This is a genomic window from Ruegeria conchae, assembly GCF_000192475.1.
Taxonomy (GTDB): domain Bacteria; phylum Pseudomonadota; class Alphaproteobacteria; order Rhodobacterales; family Rhodobacteraceae; genus Ruegeria; species Ruegeria conchae.
Genome location: NZ_AEYW01000025.1, coordinates 22,177 through 42,807, shown reverse-complemented (window position 1 = coordinate 42,807; position 20,631 = coordinate 22,177). Strand labels below are relative to the sequence as shown.

19 protein-coding genes and 1 pseudogene are annotated in these 20,631 nt (G+C 56.8%); 2 read left to right on the top strand and 18 right to left on the bottom strand.

Going from position 1 to position 20,631, the window contains the following annotated elements:
* Positions 1–10 precede the first annotated feature (10 nt).
* From G7G_RS0121425 to G7G_RS24090, 8 genes are all read right to left on the bottom strand, one after another.
* Positions 11–982 (bottom strand): type II secretion system F family protein, encoded by a 972-nt coding sequence (locus tag G7G_RS0121425; RefSeq protein WP_010443528.1) that lies wholly within the window; start codon positions 980–982, stop codon positions 11–13.
* 3 nt (positions 983–985) lie between these two features.
* A complete protein-coding gene (locus G7G_RS0121420) occupies positions 986–2,374 on the bottom strand; it encodes a TadA family conjugal transfer-associated ATPase (RefSeq protein WP_010443527.1) in 1,389 nt (462 codons plus the stop codon).
* A gap of 14 nt (positions 2,375–2,388) precedes the next feature.
* Positions 2,389–3,597, bottom strand: a complete 1,209-nt coding sequence (locus tag G7G_RS0121415) for a CpaE/TadZ family protein (protein ID WP_010443526.1) — start codon at positions 3,595–3,597, stop codon at positions 2,389–2,391.
* 24 nt (positions 3,598–3,621) lie between these two features.
* Entirely contained in the window at positions 3,622–4,317 is a 696-nt protein-coding gene (locus G7G_RS23550) for a TadE/TadG family type IV pilus assembly protein (RefSeq protein ID WP_010443525.1), read from the bottom strand.
* Positions 4,314–4,820, bottom strand: a complete 507-nt coding sequence (locus G7G_RS0121405) for a TadE/TadG family type IV pilus assembly protein (RefSeq protein WP_158005286.1) — start codon at positions 4,818–4,820, stop codon at positions 4,314–4,316. The genes G7G_RS23550 and G7G_RS0121405 overlap by 4 nt, the downstream gene beginning before the upstream one ends.
* A gap of 5 nt (positions 4,821–4,825) precedes the next feature.
* Positions 4,826–6,394: a pilus assembly protein TadG-related protein gene (locus G7G_RS0121400; protein ID WP_010443523.1), complete on the bottom strand. Its 1,569-nt coding sequence runs from the start codon at positions 6,392–6,394 to the stop codon at positions 4,826–4,828.
* A 23-nt stretch (positions 6,395–6,417) separates the two neighbouring features.
* Positions 6,418–7,233, bottom strand: a complete 816-nt coding sequence (gene cpaB, locus G7G_RS0121395) for a Flp pilus assembly protein CpaB (RefSeq protein WP_010443522.1) — start codon at positions 7,231–7,233, stop codon at positions 6,418–6,420.
* 133 nt (positions 7,234–7,366) lie between these two features.
* Positions 7,367–7,540, bottom strand: a complete 174-nt coding sequence (locus tag G7G_RS24090) for a Flp family type IVb pilin (protein WP_010443521.1) — start codon at positions 7,538–7,540, stop codon at positions 7,367–7,369.
* Between the two features lie 438 nt (positions 7,541–7,978).
* Here G7G_RS24090 and G7G_RS25035 point away from each other — a divergent pair.
* Positions 7,979–8,274 (top strand): annotated as a pseudogene (locus tag G7G_RS25035) (transposase).
* 33 nt (positions 8,275–8,307) lie between these two features.
* The gene (locus G7G_RS25030) at positions 8,308–8,625 is read left to right on the top strand and encodes a transposase (RefSeq protein ID WP_420794976.1); all 318 of its coding nucleotides are present in this window, start codon (positions 8,308–8,310) and stop codon (positions 8,623–8,625) included.
* Between the two features lie 155 nt (positions 8,626–8,780).
* Here the strand turns inward: G7G_RS25030 and G7G_RS0121375 are convergent, their stop codons facing one another.
* The 10 genes from G7G_RS0121375 to G7G_RS0121330 all read right to left on the bottom strand — a co-directional run bounded on the left by G7G_RS0121375 (position 8,781) and on the right by G7G_RS0121330 (position 20,616).
* Positions 8,781–10,562 carry a thiamine pyrophosphate-binding protein gene (locus G7G_RS0121375; RefSeq protein WP_010443520.1) on the bottom strand — a complete coding sequence of 594 codons (1,782 nt, stop codon included), beginning with the start codon at positions 10,560–10,562 and terminating at the stop codon, positions 8,781–8,783.
* Positions 10,562–11,971 carry an aldehyde dehydrogenase family protein gene (locus tag G7G_RS0121370; RefSeq protein ID WP_010443519.1) on the bottom strand — a complete coding sequence of 470 codons (1,410 nt, stop codon included), beginning with the start codon at positions 11,969–11,971 and terminating at the stop codon, positions 10,562–10,564. The genes G7G_RS0121375 and G7G_RS0121370 overlap by 1 nt, the downstream gene beginning before the upstream one ends.
* Positions 11,952–12,866: a sugar phosphate isomerase/epimerase family protein gene (locus G7G_RS0121365; protein ID WP_010443518.1), complete on the bottom strand. Its 915-nt coding sequence runs from the start codon at positions 12,864–12,866 to the stop codon at positions 11,952–11,954. Before G7G_RS0121365 ends, G7G_RS0121370 begins: the two co-directional genes overlap by 20 nt.
* Positions 12,867–13,020: 154 nt before the next feature.
* Positions 13,021–14,211, bottom strand: coding sequence for a Gfo/Idh/MocA family protein (locus tag G7G_RS0121360; protein ID WP_010443517.1), 1,191 nt, complete (start codon positions 14,209–14,211; stop codon positions 13,021–13,023).
* Positions 14,204–14,878, bottom strand: coding sequence for a hypothetical protein (locus tag G7G_RS0121355; RefSeq protein ID WP_010443516.1), 675 nt, complete (start codon positions 14,876–14,878; stop codon positions 14,204–14,206). The genes G7G_RS0121360 and G7G_RS0121355 overlap by 8 nt, the downstream gene beginning before the upstream one ends.
* Positions 14,868–16,055: a Gfo/Idh/MocA family protein gene (locus G7G_RS0121350; RefSeq protein ID WP_120981263.1), complete on the bottom strand. Its 1,188-nt coding sequence runs from the start codon at positions 16,053–16,055 to the stop codon at positions 14,868–14,870. Before G7G_RS0121350 ends, G7G_RS0121355 begins: the two co-directional genes overlap by 11 nt.
* Positions 16,045–16,860 carry a citryl-CoA lyase gene (locus tag G7G_RS0121345; protein ID WP_010443514.1) on the bottom strand — a complete coding sequence of 272 codons (816 nt, stop codon included), beginning with the start codon at positions 16,858–16,860 and terminating at the stop codon, positions 16,045–16,047. The genes G7G_RS0121350 and G7G_RS0121345 overlap by 11 nt, the downstream gene beginning before the upstream one ends.
* Positions 16,860–18,749 carry a bifunctional sugar phosphate isomerase/epimerase/4-hydroxyphenylpyruvate dioxygenase family protein gene (locus G7G_RS0121340; protein WP_010443513.1) on the bottom strand — a complete coding sequence of 630 codons (1,890 nt, stop codon included), beginning with the start codon at positions 18,747–18,749 and terminating at the stop codon, positions 16,860–16,862. Before G7G_RS0121340 ends, G7G_RS0121345 begins: the two co-directional genes overlap by 1 nt.
* Entirely contained in the window at positions 18,749–20,044 is a 1,296-nt protein-coding gene (locus G7G_RS0121335; protein ID WP_010443512.1) for a TRAP transporter large permease, read from the bottom strand. Before G7G_RS0121335 ends, G7G_RS0121340 begins: the two co-directional genes overlap by 1 nt.
* Entirely contained in the window at positions 20,041–20,616 is a 576-nt protein-coding gene (locus G7G_RS0121330; RefSeq protein ID WP_010443511.1) for a TRAP transporter small permease, read from the bottom strand. The genes G7G_RS0121335 and G7G_RS0121330 overlap by 4 nt, the downstream gene beginning before the upstream one ends.
* Positions 20,617–20,631 lie beyond the last annotated feature (15 nt).

Here is a 20,631-nt window from a genome sequence, read left to right as displayed (position 1 = left end):
GAAACTGCCCTCAGATACGGAAATTGACGAGTTTGTGCAGGATGATGACGTTCGAGACCATCAGAACGACAACCAGCACTGCAAGTTTGATGAATGCGGGATCGTCACTGACGTCGGTGTAATATCCCGGCGCGTTGATCGTCATTAACCCCATGATCACCAGCGGAATGATCGACAGAAGAAACCCGGACAGGCGCCCTTCTGCGGAAATGGCTTTGATCCGCGCGCGCAACGCGATGCGCCTTCTGACCACGGTTGCCAGGACGGACACGATCCGCTCCAGATCGCCACCGGTGCCATGTTGGATCGCCATGCTTGCCGCCAGGTACTGCGCATCTTCCGAGCCGACCCGGTCTGCAAAATCCTGAACCGCATCAGGAAGCTCATCACCAAAGCTGATCTGGTCGAAGATGATGCCGAACTCGGACCCGATCGGATCTTGCATCTCGTCCGCGACGGCTTTGATTGAGGTGTTGACCGGATGGCCAATTTTCAGGCCACGCGCCATCAGCTCTAGCGCATCGGGCAACTGACTGGTCAAAACTTTTTGGCGTTCAGCCTGCCGCGATTTCACCACCAAAGCAGGCATAAGCACACCCAGGATGAGTGCGATCGGGGCCGCCTGCCAGGGCGGCAGAAACATCATACCGGCGATTGCGATCGCCAAGGTGCCAAACAGACAAAGCAGCACAAAATTCTTCGCTGAAACATGCAGTCCCGCCTGAATCAACGTATCCGGCAAATTCCCAAAAAACGGAATCTTAGCAAAAAAGCCTGTCTGGGTCTCAGGAAGCAGCAAGGCCAGCCGTTCTTCATCGGACACGCCCTGTCGGACCATGCGCATTCGGCGGTTGCGGGCCTCGGCGTGGTTTTCACCGCGACGGGCAAAGTGGAACACACCGGTAATCAGCATGAAAATTCCGACGAAGACGCAAGCCAGCGTCAGATAGTTAAGAAGTTCGGCTGTGTTAATACTGGTCATGCCTCAGCCTCCTGATACTCGGAAAGTCTCGGGTTCGAGATCGACGCCAGCAGCTGTGAGCAAGTCATAGCATTTCGGGCGAATCCCGGTGGGAACAAACTGACCAAGCACCTCGCCGCTTTCCGCGCGGCCTTTCTTCTGGAACACGAAGATGTCTTGCATGGTGATGATCTCACCTTCCATCCCGGTTATTTCCGAAATGCTGGTGACGCGGCGCGACCCATCCGCCAACCGCGACAGATGCACAATGAAGTGCAGCCCCGACGCGATCTGGGATCGAATGGCTGCGGCGGGAAATTCGATACCCGTCATCGTGACCATCTGTTCCAGGCGGCCCAATGAATCGCGCGCCGAGTTCGCATGTACAGTCGTCATCGAGCCATCATGACCCGTATTCATGGCCTGAAGCATGTCGAAGGTCTCCGCTCCGCGAACCTCACCGACAATGATCCTGTCGGGGCGCATACGCAGCGCGTTGCGCACCAGATCACGCTGAATGACCTGGCCGTCGCCGGATGGGGATGGCGGGCGTGTTTCCAGTCGCACAACATGCTCCTGCTGGAGTTGCAGTTCTGCTGCGTCTTCAATGGTGACGACACGCTCGCCATGGTCGATATACGAAGACAGGGCGTTCAACATCGTTGTCTTGCCCGACCCCGTCCCGCCTGCGATCAGGACGTTCAGGCGCGCATATACCAGTGATTGCAGAAAACGCGCGGCGGCGTCGTTCAGAGCGCCATTTGCGACCAACTTTTCCATTGTCAGCTTCGACTGGGCGAATTTTCGAATTGAAACACTGGGACCATCAATCGAACAGGGGCGGATGATTGCGTTGACACGGCTGCCATCTTCCAGCCGGGCGTCCACCCAAGGCTGCCGTTCATCGACACGACGCCCGATCTTGCTGACGATCTTGTCGATAACCCGCAGCAGGTGCTTTTCATCGCGGAACCGCACCGGCACGCGCTCCAGCAGGCCAGAGCGTTCGACATAGACCGTCTGATAACCGTTAACCAGAATGTCGTTGATAGTCGGATCGGCCAGCAATGGCTCCAATGGGCCAAAACCCAGAATTTCGTCCAGAAGTTCCTCAACGATGCGGTTGAAGTCTTCGGTATTCAGCGGCCTGCCGGTTTGGGACAACGCACCGCCAACAACCCCGGCGACTTCGCGCCGCAGCACGTCTTTTTCAACCTTTTCGATCACCGAAAGGTTCAACCGTTCCAGCAAAGCCTCGTGCAAAGTGCTTTTGAGCTCAAGCCAGTCGGCCAGTTCGGTATCTTCTGTTGTGGTCTCAGGCTGAATTTCTTGGGCCAGTTGCTCTGCATGCTGGTTAAGCTGGATTACTTCGGCCTCATTGGTTCGCCCGGCGCGTGTAAACTTTTCAAACATCCCTTAGACTCCAATTAGGCTGCGTTGTTTCTCAGGCCGGTTTTGCCGACCATTGTTTCATTCATGATTTTCCGACCCATCGTGCGGATCGCCTTGGACAAGGCACAGCTGCCTGAGGCTTGCGATAGCAATTGACCCCGATCCAGCGCCTGTTTTGCGTGGCGCGCGTCGCTTGGCAGCCAGAAGCGCAATTCGCGTTCCAGCGCCTTTTGGGCTTCGACATGTTGGCTTGACCGGAATGTCGGTTTCGTTTCCTGGCTGATGACGATCTCAACCGGAGGTTCGAGCCGCTCTTTTGTGAAGAATTCGATCAAACGGCAGGCTTGGCGCACCGAAGAGACTGAGCTGTCACCCACCATCATCATCCTGTCTGACGCGGTAACTACTGCGCCAAGCCAATCGACCAGCGCACGTGGCAGATCGATAACAACAAAGTCGAATTCCAGACGCAAAGTCTCGATCAGCGCGCTGACCTGTTCGCGTGTCAGAACATCCAGAGGAATGAATTCTTCGGGCGCGCTCAGGACTTCCAAACCGGATGCATGTTGCACCAAAGATTGCTGAAGGAAAGTCCGGTCCGGCGTGACACCATCCTGGGCCATTCTCAAAAGCCCCGAGGAAGACTGCAAATCTAAGGACGTCGCGACCGTGCCAAATTGCAAATCCAGATCTACGATAGCGACCTTGTTTCGCGTCCTTTTCCGGAAGATGCCGGAATAACCCTGCAATTGGTCCGCCAGGTTGATGGACAGTGTCGACGCGCCGATGCCTCCACGGGCCGGGCATACGCTGATAATCTGCCCCAGTCGCTGCGGTTGCGGCGCATAAATTGTCGGCAGCAAGGATTTGTCGACCATCAGACGCTGAATCTGTTCGGCCAGTTCGTCCTGCCCGATGGGATAGGGCAGAATCTCGTCCACGCCCGATTTGTTCAGCGCACGCGCTTCGGTCAATGAGATGTCACGGTCGCTAAGTGCCAGCAAGGTGCCGCGCGAACCGGCGCTACGACGAAGATCGCTGACAGTTTCCAGATTCAATTCGCCTGAAAAGCTGAACACCAGCAGGTCATTTTCACCCATCAGATCACAGGCGCGACCGTTTACCGAAGACAAGGTCCCGGAATGTGTCTCTAGCGAAAGATCGTCGAACCGGTCGACGGCCTGGGCGACTGAATCCTTAATCGCCTCATTATCAGAGATTAGGGCTAATGATTTTTGAGTCACTTTTCAGCTCCCATGATTAGAAATTCAACCGTTGACTCCGCTGGCGAGGTCTTCGCCAGGAAGGGTTGCGCTAAAGTCGGAAAAAATTTTGAAGCCCGTTGTCGCGGTGGTCAGTGCATCGGTTTCTGGCGTTGAGCCGCCCAAAACCAGCGCTGCGATCGAACCCAACGGAGAGACGAACCGGAACGGAAGTTCTTCGATTGTCACTGTGACCATCGGTACATAAGGGCCACCCAGGAAATTCATTTCCGGGTCGAAGTCGTAAGTGAATGTGATGTTGCTTTCGTCAAAAGTTGCGGTGGGATCGTTGGGAACGGCAAACTGAAGCATGTTCCAGATGTCGGTCACGGTGGTCTGGGCCGCTGCATTCACGGGTGCCGCACCGGTGCATATTGTGGTGGCAGGTTCGACACAGACGCCAGCGGCGAAACTGCAATTGGTTCCGAATCGCGGGCCGGTGATATCGGTATAGGTGCCGCGGCTGTTGGTTGTCGGAACACCGCCACATGCGGGTGGCATCACTGCAGCCATCCGAGCGGCGACCTGTGCTGTTTTTTCAGCAGCCACATAGTGGAAGGCCAATCTGCCGAAATCTATCAGGCCCAGGAAAATCAAAAGGAACAACGGCAGGACAAAGGCAAGCTCAGTGACCGTCGACCCATCTTCGTGACGGCCAAGTCGCGACATTTCGCGGGTTATCTTGTGAATGCGGCGGGTCATGGTCCAAACACCCGGCTGCGATCTGTGATCGTGGTTTGGATCTGCGCCGTCGCCGAACCTCCTACTAGTTGGAACAGGGGCGTGAATGGCAGATTTGAAATTGTCAGTGACGCGGTCAGGACGGCCACTGGTGTGGGCGAAACGCGGTATTCACCTGCGTTGCCAACGCATTCGAGGGACAGAGAGTCCAGACCAACAGCAATGTCAGTGGTTGAAAGCGATGTCAGTGTATTTGAGACAGCGGTTTGAAAATCGCCGATAGCAGCGCTTGGCGAGGCAGTGCACAAGTCCGACGGGGCGATCCGGCCAACATAACGGGCAGTGTCCCGAACCCCTGTGATCGCATTTTGATAGGACCAGAAAATCCGCCCCCCTTCGACGATCAGGGCAAATGTCACTAACAGGATTGGCAAAAGGATCGCAAACTCGACCAACGCCGCGCCGGACTGATCGTTGCGGAACCGGCTAAGGGTATTGCTGATATGATGGGAGGCACCAAACATGATCATTACTCGTAAAGCTGAACTAGATCGTGAACGATGCCGCCAACTCCGGCGCCGCCGATGCCATCCGATACGGTCTGAATGACCTCACCATAGATGACCGCGTTGGCACCGGTGCTGCCGGACTCCGAGGGGCGGATCAGAAACATCTCGATGAAACTTGTCACCGGAATGGCGCCCGACCCGCCGTTCAGCTCATCCTGAAAAGTCGCGCAATCGATACCGGCGACAGTGATGACACGGCGCGTAGGATCGGCACGACCGGCTGAAGGGGGTTGGCACGAAGGCATGCTGCTTTCAGCTTTACCACCGGCGGTCAGGATAGCTTCCAGAGCGGCCTGGTTGGTAACCTCTGCATTGTAGATGTCATAGCGGGTGCCACCGGTCGGGAACCAAGATGGAATACCGGTTGGAAGAGGACCGCTGAAATCAGCGCCGTAGTTGATGGTCAGATACTCGGTAAGGCCGCCAGCGAACACGCCATTGCCTATGCGAGGTGTCGGGCAAGTGCCGCTGGCAAAACAATCATCAAGTGGCAGCCCAACGGTCGCGGCCGGATCAGGGATCCCGTTCGCATCATAAGTGGGCGACAGCTGGCTGGTGCAGTTGTTTCCGTTACTCGCAGTGATCCAACCGTCCAGGACATGCGGGGAAGAGGCGAAATTGTCGACGTCGTAGCGCGAGCCGTTGCTGAACTGCCTGGCGCTGGAATCAAATCGGTCGAAACGTGTGTTAAAGCCAGCAACCATGTTGCCCACGCTCAGACCCGGTCTGGTTTCAACGGCTCTTTGGCTGAAGCACATGGAAACAGCGCGCGATGCGGCCAGAGCACATGAATCTTCCTGACCGTTTGGTGCAGGTTCGCAGGCACCAGACGCGTCGATGGCCAGATTCTGATTAGAAGACAAAAAACCAAAGTTTCCGGGACCCCAATGGCCATTGCCGCCCTGACTTACCATCCTAATCAACTGGCCTTCGGTCAGATCAAGGCTAGGTTGCGGCAGGCAGATGAACATGGGGGTGATGTCGCAGGCCATCAGGGTGAAGCCTGCTACGGCATCGGCGTTGACGCTGGAGAAAGGCTGCGCATTGCCCAAAAGAGCCGCCGCTGCCGCCGCCAGCGGAGTGCCAACCTCGTGCGTGTCGACGGTCACCCGAACAAATGCCGCAATCGGCCCGCTGGCAGGATCGGTCGAATCCAGCAACTGCGCGGGTTGGGCGGGATCAGTCGCAGTGGTCGGCGGGTTTTCGTAAAACCGCAGCTGGTAATCCGTTGCACCGGACAACAGCTGATCCTTGTTGCGAATGCCAAAGCTTTGACGGTCGCGGATCATGTTTGCAGCCGCATTCGTGGCGCGGGTGATTGAATCCGGGCGACCATCAAGTTCCCCCGCAGCCGCAAGGGCAACATTGTCCGCAAAGCTCTGCAATTCCGACTGAGTGGTGGTCACCCGACCAATGTCGAATGCAAGGGCGGCCATTCCGACCATCACCGACAGGGCCACCGCAACAAAGACCAGGATCGCGCCGTCTTCGGAGCTACGGAATTGACGTATGAATTGAGCGAGGGACACGGTCGAAACCTTCGTTGGTCGATTCAGTTGATGATGGATTCTGTCACTTCGGTGCCGCGGCGGACCCGGACTATGGTTTTACGCACCGGTTCTTTGATGTCCTGCGCAACAACCGGCTCATCAATCAGAAGATCGTTAAGTCGCGTCATGGTCAGCGTCTTGTCCTCGGTGTCATCAATGGACCGCAAGGTGAGGCTCAGCCGACCGGCACGTTGCGCCAGAGCAAGGCGCTGGACCTGATCCGGGGTAACGGCAACAGTAACCGTACGTGCAACAACGGGTTGGTCGGTCTGTTCGTCAGATTCCTGATCAACACCAATGACCCTGATGTTTTGCAAAATTGTGACGGCGTGCATGTCTCTTTTTTCGCCAGTGGTCATTACTACATCGACCCGATCACCGGGGGTGACAAAGCCCCCGACGGCGGTTTCGGCATCAACCTCAATGGCCATGGCGCGATGATCTGCGCCCAGCGTCTGAACGATGGTGACCTTTTCACCAAAGTCGGACACCTTGCTGTTCAGGATCAGTTCACCCTGAGTAATTGCGCGACGAGCGCGACGGGACGGCATGCTGGCCTCCGCAATCAGGTCGTCGTAATCTGTAAAGACGCCCACGGGTACAGCACCACGGGGCCAGTCAATGGTTGTCAGCGCGCCGGGCTCGATTTCTTCACCAAACGAGATATCGCGCGATGCAACGACCACGCTCACCATCTCGCTCTCGGCCTCGACATTTGCGGACTGAGCGTCAAATTGAATGTAATCCCGAGCGACGTAAACCGACCCTCCGGCTACGACCAGGCCCGTCAATGCAGTGAAAATGGCAGAGAGTCTCATCTGGTGCTCCTTCAGCTATTTCCTGGCGTTTTTCGAATGAACCGATCTGAACGGTTGCACTTTGCCAGCGGATCAAAAAATTATCCTGGGCGATAAGCACGCGGAGCTGGGTGCACCGCGTGCTTTGTCTTCATTAAGGAATCAGGGTTTCCGCGTTTGTGAACTGACCGTTAACGTCGGCGCCCAAAGCGGTCAGAGTGGCCACTGCAATCGCCGTGACAATGGTCAGGGCGACGCCGTATTCCACGATGGTCGCGCCGCTTTCGTCGCGTGCCATGGTCTTCATCTTTACATAAAGCTTCAACATTTTACTCTCCTAGTTAACTCACTAGTTACTCATGGATGCCGCCCAAATTCGCGGCGTTCTAACCCCCCCATATGGACGGAGCCTTCCACAAGGTTAGGTCCCGCCATCAGGGCGCCGCATCCTCCAAACCGCGGAGAAATACACGTCAAGATTGTAAGATTTGGCAGTTCGGCCGGTTCTTTGCCGCAAATTGGCCCGATTCCTTAACGGAATCTGAATGGCCAGATCTGTGATTCTTTCCCAACTATCGGGCCGCCAATTGTGGTGCCAAGCGGCTTTGCTGCACAATTGGAATGAAGGATTCACCTCATGAATCCAGCATGATAACCGAGAGACACGACCCGTTGCATCCGGACGAAGTACAAGACCGGGAACTGGCCTTCGTATAATACCGCATTGAAAGAACGAGGATCGCTTTCGATCTGGTTTGATCCTGAGATGGATTGGACACCGCCACCTTCAGTCAGGCGCGGCCGTCACCAGAGTTTCAGCAACGCCGTGATCCAAGCGTGCCTGACCCTGTTCTGTTCGGGATGCGGCTTAGGCAAACCACAGGCTTCGTGGGCAGTCTCTTGCAGCTGACTGGCTTGTGGACTGAGCCGTGCCTGATTTCTGTACCCTGTGCCGCCGTAAAAAGAACGCTGAACGTGAACCTTCCGTATCGTGGCGGATGCGGCCCGCTGCATCTGCTGATCAACAGCACCGGCATCAAATCTGAGGGCGAAGGAGAATGAAATGGCCGCAAGCATGGTAGCCCCAAGCGGCACATTTGGCGTAAAATACACATAGGCATCTACGAGGAAACACTGGAAGTGCGCGCCGTTGAAGTTACCACCAACAACGCCGGACACGCGCCATTACTTCCCGAGTTGCTTGATCAAAACCCGCTAGATCAGAACATCGGGTCGGTGACCGCAGACGAGGCATACGACGCGCGTAAATGCTACGGCGCGATTGTCGCCCGCAATGCCCACGCCATCATCCCGCCACGCAAGAACTCCAAGTCATGGAACCCCAAGTCCGCCGGTGCCATTGCCCGAAACGAGGCGGTCACTGCATCTCGATACCCGGGCCGCGCTATCTGACAACGATGGAGCGGGTATCACCACTTGCAGAACGGCACTGCTGACGCATTCGAGTGGCGTTGCTATTCGCCATCTGCAATTGGTGGCAGCAAGTCCGCACCATTTCTTAGCGGGTCAACTGGAACGCTCGGTGCAGTGTGCCGCGCGCAGCCTATTTATGTAGCGACGTGAGAAACATCTTTGTCCGGCGAATAAATATCCAAGATGTTCCAATGTCCGGTTGTTGGCGTCGGATTGTTGATCATCGGGACATCCAAAACCGTTGGCTTGCCACTGGCGATTGCCGCCTCCAATGCGGGCAACAACTCGTCAGCAGCGCTGAGCCTGTGTCCTTCTGCACCATAGGCCCGCGCTATGTCGGCATAGCCCGGCCCGTTTGCGGGCGCTTCGGCCGATCCGGGGAAGGTCGTTCCATAGGTCAGGCCGTAATGCGCTTTTTGCAGTCCTGCGATGGTCCCAAACGCGTTGTTGTTCATCACAAGCCAGATGATGCCCAGATCAAGTTCGACAGCTGTTGCCAGCATTGACGGGTTTTGACCAAACCCACCATCGCCGACCAGGCTAAGAACCACCCGATCAGGTGCCGCCAGCTTCGCGCCGATGGCACCCGGAGGTCCAAAGCCCATCGTGGCGAACCCGCCCGGTGTCAGGATCGAACCGGGAGTCAGGATATCGAACTGTTGCCCAACTCCGTTCTTGTTCCATCCAACATCAGTGGTGATGATGGCATCTTCAGGCAGTGCCTTGCGGGTATCCGCCAGAATACGCTCAGGCATCATCGGAAAGGCAGATGAGATCGCCATTTCCAAGTTACGCGCTTTGAAGTCCGTTCGGAAGTCAGCGATTTTCTGTTCCAGCGCAGGGCGCTTGAAACCGTCCGGATACATCTCACGGGCCACCCGATTGAGCACACGAAGCGCGGCTTTAGCGTCGGCGACGACACCGATCTCGGTGGGATAGTTTCGGCCGATCTCTTGCGGTTCGATGTCAATGTGAATGACCTTGGAACCGGGAATATTGAACGTGTAGCCGGGATACCAGCTGGAACAATCGGCCTCTTTGAACCGGGTGCCCACGGCAAAGATGTAATCCGCATTCAGGCAGGACTGGTTGACCAGTTCGGTGCCCCAAAACCCGGTCATACCCAGTACAAGCGGATGATCGTCTCGCAACGCACCTTTACCCATCAGGGAATGCGCGACGGGCAGACCCATATGTTCAACAAACTCGCGCAACTCCTCGCTCGCCTGCGCCAACAGGATACCGCCACCGACATAGGCAACCGGGTTTTCGGCCTTCGCCAGTGCTTCGACAATCTCTCGTGCTGATTCATCGTCAATCGACGGTTTCTTGAGCGCGCGTGTATTGTCGCGGATACGGTCGAAACTGTCCGAGGGGATCACCTCGGAGAAGATGTCCATCGGCACGTTGACCAGCACCGGTCCGGGCTGGCCGCTTTCGGCAAGATGGAATGCTTTCTCCAGGATTTCGGCCATCAAGTCTGCCCGGTCCACCCGCCATGCACGTTTCACGAAGGGGCGATAGATCTCCCACTGGGCGGCGTCCGCGTGCAGGTTCACCTCCTGATGCGGATGCTTGCCGTAGTAATGCGTGGGAATGTCACCTGCGATCACGACCATGGGGATACAATCCAGCGCCGCGTTGGCGACCCCCGTGGCGCAGTTTGTCAAACCTGGGGAGAGGTGAGACAAGACCACCGAGGCCTTGTCCGTCACGCGGGCATATGCATCCGCCGCGTGGCTGGCGATTTGTTCGTGTCGTACTGTGACGAAATCAATCGGGCTTTCCGCCAGCGCAGCCAGAACCGCGATGTTCGTGTGGCCGCACAGGCCGAAAACGTGCTTGACCTCACGGCGTTCGAGAAAGTCAACGATATGTTCGGCAACGGTTTTACCTTCCAATTTCGCTCCGTCCATCACGCGACCTCCTGTCCGTAGAATTCACCGAACAGGTCCGGTTCCGAGGGGCGATCCTCGGGGATCGGGCGGCTGACCCAGGTGTAGTTCATCATATGTTTCATTGTGACGTTTTCATTGGTGATGTTGCCGCCCCAGATGCCGCAACCAAGGCTGCTGGTCATGGGCATGCCATTGGTCCAGGCACCTGCGTTGGCTTTGGACTGAGGCTGTCGCACCATCATTCGGCTGACCGGAGCCAGACGCGCGAGCCGATCGATATGATCGTCATTGTGGCTGTAGATGCCGCAGGAATGGCCCTTGCCCCCGGTGTTGTAAATCTGGCTGACTGTTTCAAGCGCGTCATCGAATGTGTCGAAGTGATACAGCGCCATCAGCGTGGTCAGCTTTTCCTTGGAAAACTTGTGTTGCGGCCCGATTTGCCCCTGGTTTTCAACCATCAGGAATTTACGGTCCTCGGGAATCGAGAACCCGGCAACCTTGGCCGTTTGCTGCGGCGGGCAGGCGATGGTCGGGAACGTGCGGTTGCCCTTTTCATCCCACATGGCGGCTTCGAGCATGGCCTTTTCTTCATCAGAACACAGATACCCGCCTTCGGCCTTCAGCGCTTTGACCATATCGTCGTAGACCGATCGCTGGATAATGATGTTACCGTCGGCCGAACAACCCGAGCCAAAGTCAGAGGTCTTAGAGATGCGAGTGTTCTGCGCGGCGATGTCTAGATCGGCTGTCTCATCGATGACAATGGACGAATTGCCCGCGCCGACGCCATAGGCCGGACGCCCTGAACTGTAGGCCGCTTTGACCATGGGTTTGCCACCCGTTGCCAGTGTTAGATCACAAATTTCCATCAGATGCTGCGTCAACGGGATCGACGGTTTGCGGATCGACTGGAACAGGTCTTCGGGGGCACCGGCGGCGCGGCAGGCTGCGCGCATGACCTCGACCATCTCAAAGGTGGTATGGGCGGTTCGCGGGTGCGGGCTAAAGATGACGGCATTCCTGGCGTTCGCGGCGGACACGCCGGTCACCGGTGGTGTCATCGCAGGATTGGTCATCGGGATCAGAGACGCGATCACACCGGCAGGTTTGGCATATTTAACCAGGCCCTTTTCTTCGTCGACTTCGACGATACCGGTCGATGGCGTGCGCAGAACATCGCGCAGCACCATGTGAATCTTGAACCGCTTTGCTGGACGTCCCGCACGATCTCCGATACCGCTCTCGTCCACGCCTTGCTGGGCCAGACGCGTGAAGGTTTTCTCGTTTCCTGCGTACCACGCAATGGCCTGAGACAGGCGGTCCAGCCTGTCCTGATCCCAATCCTCGATCTCGGCCATGGCAGCGCGGGCGCGTGCCAGCATATCGGCCGCCATATTGCGGTCGTTTTCAGTGAGCTCTTTGCTCATGATAATCCTCTTGGTGTTTTGGAATTGCTGCATCGGGCATACGGCGCTGTGACCGCGCCTCGCCGAATGTTCGCTTGGCGTGGCTGAGACAGCGACGCGCGTGTTCTTCATACCCCAACTCGGCAACGCGACTTTGGTTGGGCAGTTCAATAGAATAATCGACGGGAGGCATCCGTTCGATGATGCCGGTGAAGTCAATCCAGCCTTCGCCAGGATAGAGCCGCGCATCGCGGGCAAGTTGGATCATGCCCTCGCGCGTATCAGCGATGCCGGGCAGGCAATCAGAGATGTGCAGGAAGTGAAACAGGTCCGAAGGGACGTGCAAAAGCTCCCCGAGATCCACTCGGCTGAGGTGCAGATAGAGCGTGTCGACCAGAATACCACCATTCGGCTGATCAGAGGCGCGGACAATATCCAGCGCCTCATCCAGAGTACGAAGGCGGGAAAAGCTTGGGAACTCAAGGTCCACCGTCAGTCCATAGGGTGCTGCCAGTTCGCAGGTCTCAGAATAGACGTCGATCAGAAAGTCACGATCATCGCGGGTGTTGGTCCACGCGCTCATGATCATGCGTTTGGCGCCGAGTTCCCCGCCGATTTCCAACGAGCGCTCAAAGCTGCGCGGGTCCACGTCTTCGGTGATGCGCGCAATCTCAACATCAAGGACTTTTAGGCCGGTTGTCGAAAGAGCCGTCTTGGTGGCCTGCACCTGCGCCTTGTCGATCGGGGATTGGGTGAATTCACCGGGCACATGCATCGGAATGAACCGGGGACTGACGGCATCGTAACCGGCCCGCGCGGCGATATAGACCAGCTCGGGCGGCGTACAGCCAATCAGCGTCAGATGCGCCAAGGAATAGAGAGAGGGGCCTGCGCCAGCCTCTTCGGGTTTCACCATGAACGACAGCTCCACGTGTCTGCGAATCTAGAATTCATCACACGTAGTAAAAAATATCTGATATTTTTTAAAATATCAACTTTTAATACTGAGCAGGAAATGAAAATGCCCGGGCCCTAGCCCGAGCGTGCTTAACCTTCGTATTGGCAAAGCTTTAGATAGTGACCCAGTCGCCTCCGGACTGGTGAGAGCGCACAGAGGCATCAATGAATCGAACACCGTCTGCGCCTTGATCGACACTGGGATAAGAGAGCCAATCGGCCGGAACGGTAACGCGATCCCGACGCGCGGCGACGGCCATGGCAAATTCCGTATAGAGATTTGCCCAGGCTTCGATAATCCCTTCGGGGAAGCCGCGCGCCGTACGGATCAGACGTTCCGCACCGGGGCCGATGCCATGCCCGTGACCTCGGCTGATGATACGATCCGGCTCACCGAACCGATTGAACTTCAGCTGTTCCGAATTCTCCAAGTCCCACTCGAGGCCTCCTTCGCTACCGAATATCCGCAACCGCAACCCACCCCGATTTCCGGGGGCAAGGCGCGTCGCCATCAGGGTTCCCGGAACTTTATTTTGGTAACGGGTGAACATGAAAACTGTGTCTTCCAAAGGCTTTGGCGCGCCGCAGACATGAAACTCGGCCCTCAGGTCGGTCATTGGCAGGCCCGAGACAAAACTTGCAAGATGCGCGGCATGGGTGCCGATATCGCCGACACAACTGGTCGGGCCAGAAATCTCTGGGTCCAGCCGCCACTTTACATGAGGCGCATCGGCCACATCTTCGGGCGTCATCCAGTCTTGCATAAACTCGACATGGATTTGGTTGATCTTGCCGATGCCGCCTTCTGCAACGATCTGCCTGGCTTGCCGGATCACTGGAAAGCACGACATCGCATATCCGACGGCAAAGACCTGCCCCGTGCGCGCGGTGATCTCCTCAAGCCCCTCGGCCTCGGCGACTTCGTTGGTCAGGGGCTTGTCGCACATCACGTCAATGCCCGCCTCCAGAAACGCTTTGGCCGCTTTGAAATGAACGTGGTTTGGGGTCGTGATCATGACGGCATCTACGCCATCCGGGCGCGCCGCCTCGGCCTGTGCCATCTCGTCGAATGACGCATAGCACCGGTCGGCCGGCAAGAACCATTCGGCCCCGCGCACCTTGCTGCGCGCAGCGTCAGAACTGAGCGCGCCTGCGGCGACCTCCCACCGGTCGGTCATCCGAGCAGCCGTTGCTTGCGTGACCGAGATCCGTCCTCCACCAACAACGCCCAGCCGCAAACGGCGAGACAAGCGAGGAAAGGGGCCGTCAAAGTTCAGGTCTTCGGGTAAAAGTCTCTCAGCCATTCTGAACCTCCATTTCCGGGACCAGTGCGCCCTCGGGCAGGATTTCAACCGCCATGAAGATGCTGGGGGTAATCGTCTCGTATTGATGCCAGGGATAGTTGCCTTCGGTGTCATACATCGGTTTGTGCGTCGTCCCCGGGGCCATGAATTCTTCGAGATAAAGGGTCTCGACATCCCGTTCCCGGCATTGCTGCATTTTGCCAAAGCCAACGATCTGCGTATGCACTTCGCGGAACCCCGGCACAGGGCAGAACGGATGATCCTTATGCAATCCGACATTCAGCGGAACCGAACCGGAATGGTACATGGTCAGTCCAACATTGCCCACGAATACCTTCGGCGACATGTAATGGCTGACACCGCGCAGACGCTCCTCTTGGCGGATATCAAAAGCAGAAGGCCACGTAGCCTTTGCCTTTGCGAACAGCGCGTCGTCATCACCGTGTGCGTCAAAGTCGCGGATTATCACCGCGCGCTCCACGTTGTTCAAAATACTGGCTTGCACGATAACGGACGAAAGCGGTGCAACGGTTTGATCCTCGACCGAAAGGTCCCGTCCCCCAAGGTTCAGAACAATTGCGCGACCCTCGACAGATATCCCGTCTTCATCGGTGATGTGCTGGACGCGAAAGAATGGCTCGGCAAAGTCGAGTGTCTCAACCGGCATGGGCCAGCTCCTTCCTCTCATTCATCAGAAAATCAACCGGTAAAGGCTCGGGTGCCTCGCAACGGCTTGCGATTGTCTGATAAGCTCCGAATTTCGGTGCCTGTTCAATCGCATCCATGACCTCGAAAACGTGGTAGGCAAGTGCTCCACTTGCACGCGGTTGGCGTCCTTCTTGTGCCGCCAGGGCAAGATCCAACAGACCGAGACCACGGCTGTCTTCATTGAACCCATGTTTGTTTTCGACCACCTGCCAGCCTTCGCGACCGGTTGGACGAGGCTGATGAGACCAGCGCGAGGTGTCCCGCGTTTTCAGCCAGACATCGCCTTGAAAGATGTTGGCACCATGAACCGGGTCAGGGTCAGGGATGCTGATGGTTCCGTCTTCGCCATAGATCTCGAACCGGGGTGTTTCGCTGTCCCAGACATCAAAACTCATTGTCATTGACCCGATGGCGCCGGATGAGAACTGAAGCAGGCTCAGGGAATGCGTGTCGACCTCGACATCCATCCACTCTCCTTTGCGTGGACCGTTTTCGATCATCCGCTTGTCAAAGGTGCGACGGGCCATTCCGGCGACCCGGTCAACGGGCCCTAGACAACAAATCATGGCGGTCAGATAGTAAGGTCCAAGGTCCAGCAAAGGGCCACCACCGGCCTTGTAGTAAAAATCCGGATTGGGGTGATGACGTTCCGTGCCGTGTGTTCCGACATGGGCAAATACCCCTGTTGGTTTGCCGATGGCGCCTTCATCAATCAAACGCCGAACGGTCTGCCAACGACCGCCCAGAAAGGTGTCGGGCGCGCAACCGACCAACAGCCCCTTTTCAGTGGCCATGTGCAGGATCGCCTTGCCATCCGTTCGATTCATGACCAGCGGCTTTTCGGAATAGACATGTTTGCTCGCCTCCAACGCGCGCAAACTGATTTCCGCATGCGCCGCCGGAATTGTCAGATTCAGAACGCAGTCAATCGTCGGATCAGCGAACACCTCATCCGGCGTGCAGGCCTTGGCTATGCCATATTGATCCGCCTTGGCGCGGCTTTCCGAAGGATCAAGGCTTGCACATGCCGCAACCTCTACGTTCGAAAATTTTGATAGTGTTTTTAGATAGATATCGCTGATACGACCACAGCCGATAAGGCCGACCCGGAAGGATTTCGATGTCTCACGTGTCATCATTCCTGTCTTCGTAGAGGGGTAGGTATTTCGGGGGCATGGGCCCTTTATTGCGACCACCCTGCCCCATCTGTTCCCACGCGTGGGCGAGTATTCCGACCGAGCGGGAGAGGCAGAACAACCCTCGCGACAAGGGCGCAGGGAAGCCAAGTTCACAGAAGATCACGGCTGTCGCGCCGTCGATATTCATGGCAATCGGCCGACCGCCGCGTTGGCGGCCAAGCTCGGCCTGAACCTCTTCTCCGATATCGGCAAAGCGGCCAGAAACTGTGCCTTCTGTCGCCGCATCACGAACAAGTTGCATCAATCGTGGTGCGCGTGGGTCGACGGGCTTGTGAAAACGGTGGCCAAAGCCCGAGACGATCTTGCCGTACATCTCGCGCCAGCTGCCCAGACCGTCCTGTACAGCATCATTCAGCGATGCCCCAGCATCCATGCGTTCTGAAATATCATAATAAAGCTCGGCGCACTGTTCGCCTGCTCCGCCATGCACATCGCCCAGCATGTTCACCGCAGTCGCCATAGCATTATTGAGACCGAGGCCGCAGGTGGCGGCCATACGCGCCGCCGCGATCGAGGGGGCCTGTGGACCGTGATCCACGCCTGCGACCAATGCGGCCTCGAACAGGCGCGCTTGTGCGTCGCTGGGCAGATCGCCCCGCACCATCAGCCAGATCATCTGAGGGAAGGAAACGTTCCCGATCAGGTCCTCGATGGGATGGCCACGAAACGCGATCTGGCCGGGCTTCATGTCGATGATTGAGGTGCGCCACCATTGGCGCACAGCTTGCTCGTCGCTCGTCATTATGTTTGCACCTCTTTCATCGTCTGGGTTTTGCTTTGCGCGGCAAGGCGAATGGGCGCGTTGCGCGCGCCATAACCAGCATAGCCCATACGGCGTTCAACGATTTCGAAGAAGAAGCCGTTAAAGATCGGGCGGCTATAGATCTGAAAATACTCTGCACCCGCTGCCCGGTCGTAGAGAATGTTGCCCTCTCGCAGTTGGGCGATCAGATCATCATCCAATCCGAAGGTCGCTTGCAGATCGGCGTAGTAGTTCTCTGGGATCGTCAAACTGGGAAAGCCGGATTTACGCAGCTGATCCGACGTTTCAAAAATATCGTCCGACTGGAAGGCGATGTGCTGAACACCGGCCCCAAATCCATCTTCAAGGAATGACGCTGCCAGAGTTCTGCGCCCAACGGCCCCGTTCAGGTTCAGGCGCACTTCGCCTTCGGGACTTTCGATAGCCTGGCTTTGCACGACACCGGACGGGTCGGCGACGTTCACGATAGGAGACTTTGCCATCTCAAAAGTTGAAATGTAGTAAAGCAGCCAGCTTTGCATCTCATCATGGCGCATTGTCTGTGCCAGATGGTCGATACGGCGCAGACCAGCAGGCTGGGTCGCCTTGGTTTTCGCAACCGGCTCAAACTCGATGTCCCATACCCGATGCAGATCGGATTTCTCATCGATGAAATGAACGACATTGCCACCGACACCTCGGATGGCTGGGATATCCAACTCTCCGGTCCCCACCGGCTGAGAGAAATCAGGAGCGCCCAGCGCGGTCGCGCGCTGAACCGTCTGATCCGCGTCTTTGACGCGCAATCCCATGTCACAAACCGAGGGACCATGGCCCAGGAACGCCGAATGGGCAAAACCTTCCTTTTCGGTATTCACAACGATGTTTATCGCGCCCTGCCGCCACAGCTCGACGGACTTGGTGACGTGTTTTCGCTCCATTCGAAAACACATTGCTGACAGCATGTCTGCCAGCTGCGCGCCGCTTGTTTCATCCGCTGTAAATTCGACGAACTCAAAGCCTGACGCATAGACGCGTTCCGGTAGATCCGGGATGCCGTAGTCGGTTCCCGGCTCGGTCCGGGATACCTCATCCAGGAGGTTCACCAGCGATCTGTAACAGTCACGCGCCAGCGTTTGACCACCGGGTTGCGGCGCTGCTTCGTTGACACGTGCAATGGACCAAGGCCCCGTGTATCCGGCGCGGGACAGCACCCGTACGAAGCCCGCTAGGTTCAGCGATCCAAGCCCCGGCAAGAGCCCGAAATGCCGCTTGAGCCTGCGGATATCCATTTCAAGCCGGGGTGCATCGGACAGTTGCACATGGAACAGGCGCTCTCCGGGAATGTCTCGAAGGCGCGCGGGCTTGGACCCGTCAGCCAGCGAGAAAAAGGAGTTTAAGGCCAACCCGAAATGCGGGCTGTCAATCGCCTCGACAATGCGCAGCGCCTGCGCGTCCGAGTGGATGAGGTCGGACCAGGGCAAGCCCATATAGGCCAGACGTACACCCATCGCCTTTGCAATCTCGGTCGCTTCCCCGAGGTCAGTGATCACCTGATCTTCGGTGGCGTCGGCCTCCACCTCAAAAGCTGAACCAATGAGCAGTAGTTCTGTGCCCAACTCACCCATCAGATCGAGTTTGCGTTTCAACCGATCAAAAGCGCGCTGTCTACCGCCGCCAGATTGACCTTCAAGGTTATGGAACGGTTGCAGCAGGCAGATTTTCAATCCGAGGTCTGAGGCAATGTCCCGGATTTGCGATGGTGACCCGTCAAAGGCAGTCAAATCCGGTTCACGCAGTTCAACCCCGTCAAATCCGGTCCCGGCTATGGCATGCAGTTTCTCAGCCAAATCGCCGGGGATGGATGTTGTCGAAACCGACAGGCACATTACCCCTGGTACCCAAACATGCGCGGCAACCACAGGACCAGATCCGGCATTAGCATCATTATCACTAGAGCGAAGATGAGAACCGCGAGGAAGGCCCAAATTTCCGAGATGATTTCGCGCAGCGGAATGTCCGTCACGGCGTTGATCACAAAGAGTAGAATGCCATAAGGCGGCGTGATCAGACCGATCATCGAGTTCACGACAACCAGCACTCCGAAATGCACCAGATCAATCCCAAGCGCTTCGCAGGTTGGAATGAACAGGGGCACGATCACCAGAATGATCGTTGTTGCATCCAACACACAACCCAGCGCAAGGATCAGCAGGTTAACCAGGATCAGGAACACAATCGGACTGACATCCGATCCCTCCAGCAAGGCCGAGATCGACTGTGGAATTTGCTCCTGAATGACGATGAAATTCAGGATGAACGCACCACCGATCACAACTCCAACAGCTGCCGACGAACGGGCACTGTCAACAAAGACCTGATAGAGACCACGGAACGACAGGGCGCGATAGAAGAACGCTGCCAACAGCAGGGCATAGAATGCGGCCACCGCGGCGGCCTCGGTAGGTGTGGTGACACCCCCGTAGATACCGTAGAGCAGGATCGCGGGCATCAACAGCGCAGGAAACGCGTTGGCGGTTTTTGCAGGCAACTCGCGCAGAGGAATGGGTTCTTCCAGGGCAAAGTTTCGCTTTCCAGCCAGATAGTAGTTCATCGCCATCAGAACGACGCCCATGATCAGGCCCGGCAGAATACCAGCTAGGAACAACGACCCGATAGACGCCTTGGAGACCAGCGCATAAAGAACCATCGGGATCGAGGGCGGAATGATCGGGCCGATCGTCGCCGACGCCGCAGTGATTGCGGCTGCATAGCCCCGGCTGTAACGGCCATCTTTGGTCATCATCTCAATGATAATCTTGCCGATGCCTGCCGCGTCCGCGACAGCCGAGCCAGACATGCCTGAGAAAATCAATGACGCAACCACGTTGACGTGTCCGAGGCCGCCCTTGAACCGCCCGACCGCAGCGACGCAGAAGTTCAGCAAGCGGTCGGTGATCGACCCCGCGTTCATGATATTGGCGGCGACTATGAACAAAGGCACGGCAAGCAGGATCGTGCTTTTGTAGAAGCCCTGCAGGATTTTTTCACCCGCCAGCGCGACATCCAGACCAGCGACCCCCAGATACATCAGTGACGCCAAAAGGATGGAATAGCCGATAGGGGTCCCGATGCCTGCCAGAACAAAAAGGGTTAGCAGGCAGGAAAGAAGTTCAAAACTCATTTGCTTGCGTCCTCGTCGTCTTCCACATCAACGCGGGGGTGATCGTCGACCACGTTGTATCCCACGACCATTTCAAGTTCGGTTTTTGGTGGGCCGTTGCGCATGATGTCAAAGAACAGCCATGCATACCGCGCAGCTACGACCAGCATGAACACGGCATAGATCGAAAAAACGGTGCGCAGAGGTATCTTCTCACCCGAGAAGGGATTGCGAACGGTCGCGGTCTTGCGGATTTTCATCCAGTCGATGTAGTCCCAAGTTGGCAGAAAGCTGTAGAGCATCCCAACCACGATTGCTGCAGCCGCCAGCATTGCAAAGATCTGACGGACGCGTCGGGGCACAGACAGATAGATAATGTCGAATTTTACGTGATCCCGCTCGCGCACGATGAAAGCGCAGCTGAAAAAGATCACCCAGACCCAGAGGATGCCGATCAATTCAAGCGTCCATCCTGCAGGGGTAAAGAAGTACCGCAGCAGGATTTGCAGTAGGAAGATCAGGAAGATTGCCGCCAGCATCCCGCCGGCAATCGCTTCGGTAAGTCGGGAGAACCCCTTTATGAAGTCTTTCATTGCGGTTCTCCCTCC